The 12,305-nt window shown below is 46.5% G+C and carries 10 protein-coding genes; 5 read left to right on the forward strand and 5 right to left on the reverse strand.

Annotation, left to right across the window (positions count from 1 at the left end):
* Nucleotides 1-92: 92 nt before the first annotated feature.
* From IR173_RS02045 to pstC, 5 genes are all read right to left on the reverse strand, one after another.
* Nucleotides 93-2,669: a DUF5686 and carboxypeptidase-like regulatory domain-containing protein gene (locus IR173_RS02045; RefSeq protein ID WP_237038020.1), complete on the reverse strand. Its 2,577-nt coding sequence runs from the start codon at nt 2,667-2,669 to the stop codon at nt 93-95.
* Nucleotides 2,670-3,074: 405 nt separating this feature from the next.
* Nucleotides 3,075-3,776 carry a phosphate signaling complex protein PhoU gene (phoU, locus tag IR173_RS02050; RefSeq protein WP_237038021.1) on the reverse strand — a complete coding sequence of 234 codons (702 nt, stop codon included), beginning with the start codon at nt 3,774-3,776 and terminating at the stop codon, nt 3,075-3,077.
* A 43-nt stretch (nt 3,777-3,819) separates the two neighbouring features.
* On the reverse strand, nt 3,820-4,572 hold the full coding sequence (pstB, locus tag IR173_RS02055; RefSeq protein WP_237038022.1) for a phosphate ABC transporter ATP-binding protein PstB: 753 nt from the start codon (nt 4,570-4,572) through the stop codon (nt 3,820-3,822).
* 10 nt (nt 4,573-4,582) lie between these two features.
* Nucleotides 4,583-5,470 carry a phosphate ABC transporter permease PstA gene (gene pstA / locus IR173_RS02060; RefSeq protein ID WP_237038023.1) on the reverse strand — a complete coding sequence of 296 codons (888 nt, stop codon included), beginning with the start codon at nt 5,468-5,470 and terminating at the stop codon, nt 4,583-4,585.
* Between the two features lie 12 nt (nt 5,471-5,482).
* The gene (gene pstC, locus IR173_RS02065) at nt 5,483-6,688 is read right to left on the reverse strand and encodes a phosphate ABC transporter permease subunit PstC (RefSeq protein ID WP_237038024.1); all 1,206 of its coding nucleotides are present in this window, start codon (nt 6,686-6,688) and stop codon (nt 5,483-5,485) included.
* A gap of 229 nt (nt 6,689-6,917) precedes the next feature.
* Here pstC and IR173_RS02070 point away from each other — a divergent pair, with 229 nt between their 5' ends.
* From IR173_RS02070 to tpx, 5 genes are all read left to right on the forward strand, one after another.
* Entirely contained in the window at nt 6,918-7,736 is an 819-nt protein-coding gene (locus IR173_RS02070; protein WP_237038025.1) for a PstS family phosphate ABC transporter substrate-binding protein, read from the forward strand.
* Between the two features lie 58 nt (nt 7,737-7,794).
* Nucleotides 7,795-9,534, forward strand: a complete 1,740-nt coding sequence (locus IR173_RS02075; RefSeq protein WP_237038026.1) for a glutamine--tRNA ligase/YqeY domain fusion protein — start codon at nt 7,795-7,797, stop codon at nt 9,532-9,534.
* Between the two features lie 10 nt (nt 9,535-9,544).
* Nucleotides 9,545-11,056, forward strand: a complete 1,512-nt coding sequence (locus tag IR173_RS02080) for a tetratricopeptide repeat protein (RefSeq protein WP_237038027.1) — start codon at nt 9,545-9,547, stop codon at nt 11,054-11,056.
* Nucleotides 11,057-11,066: 10 nt separating this feature from the next.
* Entirely contained in the window at nt 11,067-11,693 is a 627-nt protein-coding gene (locus IR173_RS02085) for a DedA family protein (protein ID WP_237038028.1), read from the forward strand.
* Between the two features lie 61 nt (nt 11,694-11,754).
* The gene (tpx, locus tag IR173_RS02090) at nt 11,755-12,258 is read left to right on the forward strand and encodes a thiol peroxidase (protein WP_237038029.1); all 504 of its coding nucleotides are present in this window, start codon (nt 11,755-11,757) and stop codon (nt 12,256-12,258) included.
* Nucleotides 12,259-12,305 lie beyond the last annotated feature (47 nt).

Raw genomic sequence — 12,305 nt, forward strand, 5'->3', positions numbered from 1 at the left:
TAAAAAAGTGCCCCTGCATTTTATTCAAACGACAGGGGCATTTCAAGAATATAACAGAAATGGTTTTCCGGATAACCGGAACAACAGTCTGATTAGAAGGTCATCATCACCATTAATCGGATACCCCATTTATTGGCACCCGGATTGTCCAGATAGTTGAGACGGCGTACATAGTCGATATGTAATATCTTGAAGATATTATGAATACCTACCGAGCATTCCATATAAGGCGTTTTGGGATTCATCACAAAACTGGTGGGATGACCGTCGCGCGTCGGGAACAGGAACAGTTCGCTGTCACCCGGATTCTTCAACGGATTATTCTTGTCCGTCAAATGACCGTACAGCATCTTGAAACCGATAGCCTCACGCCATTTCAACTTCTTCAGCAACGGAATCCGATTGAATATCTTACCATTCAAATCCCATGAGATATCAAACGAAGCATAACGGTCATTCAAGAATTCCATGTTATTGACCAGGTTGAAAGTCTCACGCTGAAGAATATATGACAAGTTGGCCGCCGGCATAATCAGCAATGGGAACGGCACCTTATTCCACTGTGCCCCTCCCTTCAGGAACATATCTATCTTGCCCCATGAAGAGAACCAGAAACGCTTGTACAAACCCACCTCAGTCAGATTATAATTATACTCGCCTCCAAAGACACCCTTAAAACCGGTCGTATGCGACAGTGTGAACACCGGCGCATCAAAAGACACCGGCAAACGACGTTGCTTGGTATTGATGTAAGTCTCTCCCGGCGCATAACGGAAAGCCAACGAAGCCTCCATCGTCTGTATTTCAGGTATCAGCGTTTTCTTATCATCATTGGTTATGTAAGCCAATCCTCCGGTAGGCTCATCCTTACTGTGCTTCACCTCTACGGTAGTCTTCAATCCGTATTGGGTTTCATTCTCATATTTCAATGCAATATTGCGCACATAAGACATCTGGTCTACCGTAGACGTCTTGAATGACACAAACACATTGTCCTTATCCGTTTTCAGGAACTTGTCTGTCGGCGACATCACATCATACTGATAACTCAGGGTGATGGAGTTTTTCGGGAACTCGCGCGGCAGATACTCCTTCTTATTGAAAGAATATTCCATTTCGGCCATATACTTGGAGCGGTGGTCCTTGAAACCGTATGCATAATAGCCCTTAAAGAATAAATGCGGATTCAGGTTTGCCGTGGTCTGCGCACTCATACGCAGGCGGAGACCGTCTATATAGTTATTCGAAATCATGGTATTCACCGGACCTATATCCACCTTGCTCGGGTGGTCTTTCGTTCCGGTTTCCACAAAGTTCTCAATAAACGCCTTCAATACAAATATCACATATTTAAAGCCGGGCATCTGCTCCAAGCGCTTGACCAGCATGTCCATCGAACTTTCCGTCTCTGTCAGCGGCACCTGCCGGTACTGGTTCCAGAAGTCCTCTCCCCGCATCATGGCATCCGCCTCCTTTATTTCGGACCCCTTCCTCTTGAACAACTGTTGCGGCAGTTCATCAAAGGCATAGTCCGAATAGCGCGTCGTTCTCCGGATTTGAAATCCCTGCATGATTTTCATCAGTGTCAGCTCCACAATCATATCATCCGTTTTCAGCACCCATTCGCCATTCGGCAGTTGCTCAAATTCCTGAATGATATCCATGTTGTCGACAAAGTTCACACCTGATTTCTTAGGCAAGTTCATGGTACACTTCTTCACCGTGTAACTAGAGTCGGCCAATACATACAAGTGTCCGGTAAAGCCAAAATCCTGTGAGTTATTGGGAACAAACGTCAAATGGAAACAACGATCCTTGTCCACATACGTCGTGTCCATGATATAATACTTATAGAAAGAAATGGCATCACTGGAAGAAATAGGACTGATAAACGGATATTGCAACAAGCGGATATCGTCATCATATATGTTCACATCCGTAAATACGTCTTTCAATACCGTGCTCAGCATATCCCCCGTGGCAAACAGTTCGTTCACCCCCGATGAGCTCATACCTTTAATGATATTCTTCTCACTCTTCGGATGCTTACGATAGATTTTCTGCGAGGCCGTTTCGTCCACAGAGATGGGAAGAATAAACTTGCTTGTTTCCTCGCACAGTTCAATCTGGTCTTTCAAAAAAGGCATCTTCTTATACATCCCTTTTTCCAACATTTCGGGAGTAACATCATTGAGAGCCATCGTAATCTTCTGATACTTATTGTATTGATAGTAATCATTTTCGTCCAGCTTGTTGTTTCGCTTATGGGCAATGACCTTCTTCATCATCTCCACGGCCGGATTATTCTTACGGGAATACTTTTCGCGTTTAGGCTTCACGATTACCTCCTGCAACTCGATATCATCCGGACGCAACTTTACATTCATCGTCTTGGTCACTCCGGGAATGATGGTCACCACCTTGTTGACATACCCCACCGACGAGAACGTCAGTTTGTTCCATCCCTGGCGTGTTTCCACACTATAACGCCCGTCGGCGTCCGTTATTCCACCCACTCCTTTACCATCATAATACACAGAAGCATAAGGGATTGGTTCATTGGTTAATGAGTCAGTTACAACGCCTTGTATTTTTTGGGCAGATGCGGTAAGCGTACCAATCATCAACACCCAAATCAATAAAAATGACTTTATATATTTATTCTCCATTCTTTTTACCGGTATCTTATATATATGAGAGTGCAAATTTAATCATTAACTTAAAAAGAAGTTGCTAATATAAGCTAATAAAAACAGAAATCTTACGTTTTGACCAATATTTAGGTGAAATATAACAAATACTCCCCTCAGACAGAGAGTAATAAAAAAGGGGTCTTTTCACAAAGCCCCCTTTTTAAGTTTTCAATAGGTATTAGTTTTTTTTAAGGTAAAAAGATTGTTTTCAGGATAACGTTGCAAATATCGAGCCTTTTTTTAAACCAGCCAAATAAAAAACTATGCCATACAACATGTTTTTAGACTTTTCTGTCTTTTTTGGCTATTTACGAACTGAAAGCCCTTTATCTGCCCTGTTATGTTGACAAAGATAACAAAAATTTGGCGAATGAACACATTTTATTGTTTTTTTTCTTTCCCCATGAAATGTTCATCCACTTTTCCGCTATGCTTTAAGACTTTTGCGTCTATAAAAAAAACAATCTCTTCAGCAATATTCGTTATATGGTCTCCTGCCCTTTCGAGTTTGCGAATCACAGTTCCCAGTTCCAGGCAGGTTAAAAAACAATCGGGGTGCTTTTCAAGATATGCAGTCAGCACACCCGGAGCATCCGCATTAATCTGATCCAGCAAATTGTCTTTGCTGAAGACGGTCAACGCCAAATCCAAATTTTCTTCATTCAGTGCTGTCTTGGTCATTTCGAGCATACCGAGCACTTGTCTTTGCATCTCCTCTATCCGCAGTTCGCGGAGTAATTCTCCGTCGAGGGCCGTTTCATCGCTTCTCACCACAAAGCGGGCAATGCCCTCGGCAAAGTCTCCCAATCGTTCCAGGTCGTTGTTTATCTTGAACATGGCTAATACAAAGCGCAAATCTATCGCCACCGGATTATAAAGGGCAATGGTATCTTCCACATCACTGTCTATCTTCAGTTCGAAAGCATTGACCCGCTTTTCGCGGACAATCACTTGTTGCGCCAAATCACGGTTGAATGTCAGTACCGATTCTCCGGCCCTGTCCAATTGGTTATACACCAGTGTCCACATCTCGTTCACCTCTTTTTTCAGTGAGGTTAGTTCTGATTCTATAAATTTCACCATAATATCATCTTTCTTTTATATTCTGTTCCTGATGGTACCCCCATCATCCGAAGCGCCCCGTAATGTAGTTCTGGGTAGCCTCTTTGCTTGGGTTTGTAAAAATCTTCTTCGTATCGTCATATTCCACCATCGAGCCCATGTAGAAGAAAGCGGTCTTATCACTGACACGCGCCGCCTGCTGCATATTATGGGTGACAATAACGATGGTATATTCCTTCTTCAGTTCATGAATCAGTTCTTCCACCTTGGCAGTGGAAATGGGGTCGAGTGCCGACGCAGGTTCGTCCATGAGCAGGACAGAAGGCGATACAGCCATGGCACGCGCTATGCACAAACGCTGCTGCTGCCCGCCCGAAAGGGCAAAGGCCGACTCTTTCAACTTATTCTTCACCTCATCCCACAGGGCAGCCCCCTTTAATGTTTCCTCCACCCGGTGACGGATAAACTCATTGTCCTTCACCCCATTCACCCGCAGCCCATAGGCCACGTTTTCGAAAATACTTTTCGGAAAAGGATTGGGACGCTGAAACACCATCCCCACATTCTTTCGGAGTTCGTCCACTTGCACGGATTTATCATAGATGTCCATGCCGTCTATCCGTATCTCCCCTTCCAGGCGTGCACCGGGAATCAAATCGTTCATACGGTTGAAGAGGCGGAGAAAGGTAGATTTTCCACATCCCGACGGACCGATAAAAGCCACTACCGCTTTCTCTTCAATCGTCATACTGATATCTTTCAATGCCTGAAAATCTCCATAGAAGAAATTCACATGTCGCGCATCTATCTTATTCATATATTATAGATTAATTCGTTTTTAGTTTATTTGAGAAATACCTGCGAAGTCCGTTTGCCAGTAAGTTGATGACCAGAATAATGAAAATAAGCACCAAAGCGGTTCCGTAAGCAATGGGCAATTGCGACTCCATGTCGGTTCCACTGGTCGATATGACATAAAGGTGATAAGGAAGGGCCATACACTGGTCTAATATGCTATGCGGCAACTGCGGCAGGAAGTAAGCGGCACAAGTGAACAGGATGGGTGCGGTTTCACCCGATACCCTTCCCATTGCAAGGATAAGTCCCGTGATGATATTGGGCATTCCCATCGGAAGAATCACATGCCAGATGGTTTGCAGTTTGGTAGCCCCCAACGCCAGACTGCCTTCGCGGTAACTGTCCGGAATGGCTTTCAGAGCCTCCTCGGTGGTGCGAATGACCAACGGCACACAAAGCAAGCCCAACGTGAGTGAACCCGCCAGAATACTGTCGCCGAAGCCCAGATATTTCACAAACAGTGCCATACCGAACAAGCCGAAGACAATGGACGGAATGCCACTCAGGTTGTTTGTCATCACCCGTATGAAACGGACTAACTTGCCTTTCGGAGCATATTCGTTCATATAAATACCGCTCATCACGCCCACAGGAAAAGCAAACAAAGCACTGCCTGCCATCAGATAAAAAGTACCCACAATAGCCGGCCAGATACCTCCTCCCGTCATTCCGTCGCTGGGAGGCGAAGTGAGGAATTTCCAGTTGATGACTCCTATACCTTTATATATGATAAAGCCCAAGATACTGAACAGAATCAGCACAATGCTGTAACTCAGCAGTTTGAACACTCCGAACGCCATCCACTGCGAACGTCTCTTGCGCACCCCTTGGCGGGCATTAAATATACTTTCTTTCATATTCCTATCGTATTATGACTTCCTTCCGGAACTTGCTCCGGTTTTGGATGATATATATTCTACACTGAAATTGATAATCATGGTAATCAGGAACAGCACCACCCCCAACAGGAACAGGGCCTCATAATGCGCACCGCCGGCAGGGGCTTCTCCCAGTTCGGCGGCAATCGTTGCCGGAATCGTGCGTAGCGGTTCCAGAATCGTAGTCGGTATCACAGCCGCATTGCCGGTCACCATCAGCACAGCCATCGTCTCGCCAATGGCACGTCCGATGCCCAGTACCACTCCCGATGTGATGCCGGAAATGGAAAACGGAATCACCACTTTACAGATGGTCTGCCAGTGTGTGGCTCCCAAGGCCAGACTCGCTTCGCGCATGGCACGCGGACAATTGCGCATGGCATCCTCGCTCACCGTGATAATAGTGGGCAAAGCCATGATAGCCAGCACGACGCTTCCCGCCAGGCCGGTTTCTCCCACCGGCAGGTCAAACACCTTCTGGATGAGGGGCACAATGACTATCAGTCCGAAAAACCCATATACCACCGACGGTATGCCACTCAGCAATTCGATAACCGGCTTCAGAAATCCGCGTGTACGGCTGCTTGCCACTTCCGACATATATACAGCTACAGACAGGCCGAACGGCAGGGCAAGGAGAATAGCGAAGAAACTCACCCAAAGCGTTCCCATAACCAAAGGGACAAAGCCGAACTGCGGAGCCGGAGTTGCCGTCGGAAACCATTCTTTTCCGGCAAACACTTCCGAAAATGAAATATGTCCGTCTTCCAGCAAATGTCCCGGGAAGTCCTTTTCTATAAATTTAGCCGGAACAAAAGCAATGATGCCCGGATTGTCTGCCACTATCTTACTGATACATGCTTCCGCCTTGTCGTATTCCGCGCCCAACTCTTCTTCCGAAAAGTAGGAAGTGATATCTTCCAGTCGGAACACCTTGATACCGGTATCGAAACCGCCGACTTCGCTCCAATTGGTTATCTCTTCGTCAAACACATCTTTAATTTGCACCGCACTCAGTTTCCTGACCGGATTTTCCTTGTTGACAGCCAGCACATACCCTTCTTCTATCACCTTGTTTCCAAAGAGTCCGAATGCCTCTGTAAACAGAAAAACGACAATCAGCACTATAGCGATGCTTGTGATAAAGCCGCTGCAAGTCAATATTCCTTCGATAATCTTTTCCCAAACTCGTTTCATACAGTTTTAGTCTTCTATTAATAACCGAATGCAAAAAAAGCTCCTTTATATTAAGACGGTATGAAAGAAGCTTGAAGCATTTGCTACAATTGTGTTACAAAGATGTTACAAACAAAAAAAAGGCGGACACTGTACCGTCACTTTTCACTCGTAACAGAATCGTAACACACAAGTAAAACAAATGACATCTCAAAACGTTTTCTTTGCAAATAAATTAATATAAGAGCTTATGAGCCCATTCAAGACATTGTTTTTCTTACTATCGTTACTGACCTGTTTCCATGTTTCCGCACAGCGTATCAAAGGCAGCGACACCGTACTACCCGTCTCACAAGAGACTGCAGAAATATTTATGAATGCCTATCCCGAACAGCGGGTGACCGTCACCGGCGGCGGAACCGGAGTAGGCATATCCGCCCTCATGGATTATACCACCGATATCGCCATGGCCTCACGCCCCATCAAGTTCAGCGAGAAAATGAAACTGAAAGCGGCCAAACAGGAAGTGGAGGAAGTGATTATCGCCTACGATGCCCTTGCTGTCATTGTCCATCCGGACAACCCCGTCAGCCGCCTTACACGGCAGCAGCTGGAGGACATCTTCCGCGGCAAGATTGTGAACTGGAAACAAGTGGGAGGCCCCGATATGAAAATCATTGTCTACTCTCGCGAGACCTCTTCGGGAACATACGAATTCTTTAAAGAAAGCGTCCTGAAGAACAAGAACTACATGAGCGGCAGCCTCTCCATGCCGGCAACCGGCGCCGTCATCCAGTCTGTCAGCCAAACCAAGGGAGCCATCGGATATGTAGGCCTCGCCTATCTGTCGGACCGTGTCAAGCCGATAGCCGTTTCGTATGACGGAGGAAAACACTATGTACTGCCCACCCTGGAAAACGGAACCAAAAGACAATACCCCATAGTGCGCCCGCTCTACTATTATTATAATGTGTCCGACAAAGCGAAAGTCAGCCCTTTCATCGAGTATATACTTTCCCCCGAGGGGCAAAATATTATAAAAAAGGGAGGATATATTCCCGTGAAATAACGCATATCCCAAAAAGAATACGTATTTTTGCACCCTAAAGTGTAAAATTAATATCACTATGACTGAAATGAACGCTACAGAAGCTACAGAAAAGAGAAGTCTGAACTTCATCGAACAGGCAGTAGAGAACGACCTGAAGGAAGGTAAAAACGGAGGAAAGGTCCAAACTCGTTTCCCGCCGGAACCCAACGGTTATCTCCACATCGGTCATGCCAAGGCCATTTGCCTGGATTTTGGGATAGCCGCACGCTATGGTGGAGTATGTAACCTGCGTTTCGACGACACCAACCCGACCAAAGAAGATATGGAATATGTGGAAGCCATCAAGGAAGATATCCAGTGGCTCGGATTCCAATGGGGAAATGAATATTATGCATCCGACTACTTCCAACAATTGTGGGACTTCGCCATTCGTCTCATCAAGGAAGGAAAAGCTTATATAGACGAACAGAGCTCCGAAGTGATTGCCGCACAGAAAGGCACACCCACCCAGCCGGGTGTGGAAAGCCCTTACCGCAACCGCCCGATAGAGGAGACACTCGAACTGTTCCAAAAGATGAACACCGGAGAAATAGAGGAAGGAAAGATGGTGCTGCGTGCCAAGATAGATATGGCAAGCCCCAATATGCACTTCCGTGACCCTATCATCTACCGTGTGGTGAAAACACCCCATCACCGTACAGGCGAAACATGGAAGGCATACCCGATGTATGACTTCGCCCACGGACAGAGTGACTTTTTCGAAGGTGTGACCCACTCTTTGTGTACACTGGAATTTGTCCCCCACCGTCCGCTTTACGACTTGTTTGTGGATTGGGTAAAAGAAGGGAAAGACCTGAACAACAACCGCCCCCATCAGTACGAGTTCAATAAACTGAACCTGAACTACACACTGATGAGCAAGCGTAACCTGCTGATTCTGGTTAAGGAACACTTGGTGAACGGTTGGGACGACCCCCGTATGCCGACCCTCTGCGGTTTCCGCCGCCGTGGTTATTCTCCCGAGTCTATCCGCAACTTCGTTGACAAAATCGGTTACACCACATACGATGCCTTAAACGACTTCGCCCTGCTGGAGAGCGCGGTACGCGAAGACTTGAACACCCGCGCCACCCGTGTATCCGCCGTAGTCAATCCGGTGAAGCTTATCATCACCAACTATCCGGAAGGCCAAGTGGAAGAGATGGAAGCCATCAACAACCCCGAAGACCCGACAGCCGGCACACATACCATCGAATTCAGCCGTGAACTTTGGATGGAACGCGAAGACTTCATGGAAGACGCTCCGAAGAAATATTTCCGTATGACTCCGGGACAGGAAGTCCGCCTGAAAAACGCATACATCGTAAAGTGCACCGGTTGCAAGAAAGACGAAGAAGGCAACGTGGTGGAGGTATATGCCGAATACGACCCCGACACCAAGACCGGTATGCCCGGCAGCAGCCGCAAGGTAAAAGGCACACTGCACTGGGTGAGCTGTGCCCACTGTCTGAAAGCGGAAGTACGCCTGTATGACCGCTTATGGAAGGTAGAGAATCCGCGTGACGAAATGGCCGCCATCCGCGAAGCCAAAAACTGCGACGCACTGGAAGCCATGAAAGAAATGATTAACCCGGATTCATTACATATCCTGAGCGAATGCTATGTAGAGAAATACCTCGCAGATGCCAAACCACTGGATTACTTACAGTTCCAGCGCATCGGTTATTTCAATGTAGACAAAGACTCCACGCCCGAACACCTGGTGTTCAACCGCACCGTATCTTTAAAAGATACCTGGAGTAAAATCAATAAATAAAAAACTGCTTATGAACAATGACCTGTCTTCCTATTTTGAAGACCCGGAATTTAAAGAAGCATTAGAAAAATACGAGGGTATGGTAGAAAACCATACCCCCGCTTATTTTGATGCTGACGAACTGACAGACATCGCTGAATATTATGCTTCAAAAGGAAGACAAACAGAAGCAGAAGCTGCAATAGATTTTGCTTTACAATTGCATCCCAATGATACGGATGCCTTGATTTTCCGTGCCCGGTCCCTAGCCATGAAAGGCAGGCTGGACGAAGCGTATTTGGTAATGGAATTGATTGAAGACCAATCAGACCGCGAAGTGAAATTCCTGAAAGCCGACTTGCTAATGGAAGAAAGACGTCTGAAAGAGGCCGACCATGTATTCGAAGAACTGGCTGCCGACGAGGATGGAAAGCTCGAAACCCTTATCGATATTATCCTTGCCTATATAGACGCCAATCAGGAAGCACTGGCAAAGAAATGGATTAAACGCGTCAGCGACACCTACGACCTTGACTCCCTTCCCAAAAAAAGTCAGAAATTCAGAGACCTGTTGTGTGACTTCTATATCACTTTCAACCATCCCGAAGAGGCCATCCCTCTCCTGCAGACCACACTCGACCGCTACCCCTACTCCATCAACCATTGGAACAGTCTGGGCAAATGCTACCTGAGTACCAATGATTTCGGAGAGGCACACGAGGCAATAGACTTTGCACTGGCCATCGACGACGGCAATACAGAGGCACTGACACTTAAAGCTTTCTGCTACCAGCAAAGCGGTGAATTGCAAAAAGCCTGCGATTACTATCTCCGCCTGGCAGACCGACAGGAGAATAAAGCACGCGCTTATCTGGCATTGGCAAAGACCTATTTCGAAATGCAGGATTATACTTCCTCCATCTATTATATAGAGGAACTGCTAGACAATAAAGATGTACTAAATACATACGAACTGTCCGAACTGTATGGCGACATTGCCTTATGCCATGCTGCTTTAGGGCACAGCGGTGTGGGGCAGGCATTCATCCGGCGCTCCTTGGAACTGAACGAAAACGACCCCGACACACTCGTCGTTGCAGGACGGTTCTTCCTGATGGAAGCCAAGGAATGTAATGACCAGGCCGCCAAAGAAGAAAACCAAGCCAGAGGAGAACTGCACTTCCGGCAGGCATTGACCCTAATCATGGAAGATGAACGACTGGAGTTTCTGTTCACCATCGGTGCCGCCTGTTTCGACACACAGAATTTCAAACTCGCCGCACAATACTACGAACAGATAAACCGCGAATTTCCCGATAATGCACCGGCCACCTATTTCTTTCTGGCCTACTGCTATTTCTATCTGGAAGAAGCCATCTCCTGTATGCATTACATCGCAAAGATGAAACATGAGTTGCCCGACGCATACAGCAACCTGGGTACAAGCGACTCCGTACTGAGCGACACACGCTTTAACGAGTTAATGCGTAACCTGAAAGACAGTGTCAATAATGGAAAAGTAGACTTAGACAATTTCTTATAATTAATTAATCATGGAATCAGTTGCATTTATCCAATGGTGCTTAGACCACCTTAATTATTGGACTATTACGTTATTAATGGCCATTGAAAGCTCTTTTATCCCCTTCCCGTCGGAAGTGGTGGTTCCCCCGGCCGCTTATAAAGCAGCAGGAGGAAATAGTGACCTGAATGTATTTCTGGTAGTTATTTTCGCCACCATAGGAGCCAACATCGGTGCCATCATCAATTATTACATTGCTTACTTTGTCGGCCGACCCTTGGTATACAAATTTGCCAACAGCCGCTTCGGTCACATGTGTCTGATAGACGAAGCAAAAGTACAGAACGCCGAGCGTTACTTCGACAAGCACGGTGCGCTCTCCACTTTTATCGGCCGCCTCATTCCGGCAGTACGCCAGTTGATTTCAATCCCTGCCGGCCTAGCCAAAATGAAGCTATCCACTTTCCTGCTTTACACCACATTAGGTGCAGGCATCTGGAACTGTATCTTGGCATCAATCGGCTATTACCTGCAATCAGTAGTGCCCGAAGAACAACTTCTGAGCACAGTGACCGAGTACAGCCACGAGCTGGGCTACTGCTTCATCGCCATCGGTGTATTGATAGTATGCTTCCTGGTTTACAAAGGACGAAAGTAAGTGAACCTTTTTCCACCTGCATTTGTTATAATTACAATATCAAAACTAAAATAATAAAATTATGGCAAAAACAGCATTCAAAGGCACGCCGGTGACACTGGCCGGCGAGTTTGTAAAAGCAGGAACTCCTGCACCCGAATTTACATTGGTAAAAGGTGACTTAAGCAATTATACATTGAAAGACGGAAAAGGCAAGTATCTAGTACTCAACATCTTCCCAAGTCTGGACACCGGCGTATGCGCCACCTCTGTACGCAAATTCAATCAATTGGCAGCCAACCGCCCGAACGTGACGGTACTGGCCATCTCAAAAGATTTGCCTTTCGCACAGGGACGTTTCTGCACCACAGAAGGCATCGCCAATGTCGTCCCCTTGTCCGACTATCGCTATACATCCGATTTCGCACAGAAATATGGTGTACTGATGACAGACGGCCCCTTGGCAGGACTTCTGGCCCGCTCGGTAGTGGTAATCAACCCGGAAGGCAAAGTGGTATATACTGAACTGGTACCCGAAATTACGCAGGAACCCAATTACGAAGCAGCCTTAAAAGCTGTAGAGTAAAACAATTCATAAAGGTGCTTTCACACCTAACCTCACGTTAATCCACT

Source organism: Phocaeicola faecalis (genome assembly GCF_021730445.1).
Classification (GTDB): domain Bacteria; phylum Bacteroidota; class Bacteroidia; order Bacteroidales; family Bacteroidaceae; genus Phocaeicola; species Phocaeicola faecalis.

Bases quoted from the DNA above. Each gene is read 5' to 3' on its own strand.
- IR173_RS02045 (WP_237038020.1), bottom strand. From the start codon at position 2,669: ATGGAGAATAAATATATAAAGTCATTTTTATTGATTTGGGTGTTGATG.
- phoU (WP_237038021.1), bottom strand. From the start codon at position 3,776: ATGGTGAAATTTATAGAATCAGAACTAACCTCACTGAAAAAAGAGGTG.
- pstB (WP_237038022.1), bottom strand. From the start codon at position 4,572: ATGAATAAGATAGATGCGCGACATGTGAATTTCTTCTATGGAGATTTT.
- pstA (WP_237038023.1), bottom strand. From the start codon at position 5,470: ATGAAAGAAAGTATATTTAATGCCCGCCAAGGGGTGCGCAAGAGACGT.
- pstC (WP_237038024.1), bottom strand. From the start codon at position 6,688: ATGAAACGAGTTTGGGAAAAGATTATCGAAGGAATATTGACTTGCAGC.
- IR173_RS02070 (WP_237038025.1), top strand. From the start codon at position 6,918: ATGAGCCCATTCAAGACATTGTTTTTCTTACTATCGTTACTGACCTGT.
- IR173_RS02075 (WP_237038026.1), top strand. From the start codon at position 7,795: ATGACTGAAATGAACGCTACAGAAGCTACAGAAAAGAGAAGTCTGAAC.
- IR173_RS02080 (WP_237038027.1), top strand. From the start codon at position 9,545: ATGAACAATGACCTGTCTTCCTATTTTGAAGACCCGGAATTTAAAGAA.
- IR173_RS02085 (WP_237038028.1), top strand. From the start codon at position 11,067: ATGGAATCAGTTGCATTTATCCAATGGTGCTTAGACCACCTTAATTAT.
- tpx (WP_237038029.1), top strand. From the start codon at position 11,755: ATGGCAAAAACAGCATTCAAAGGCACGCCGGTGACACTGGCCGGCGAG.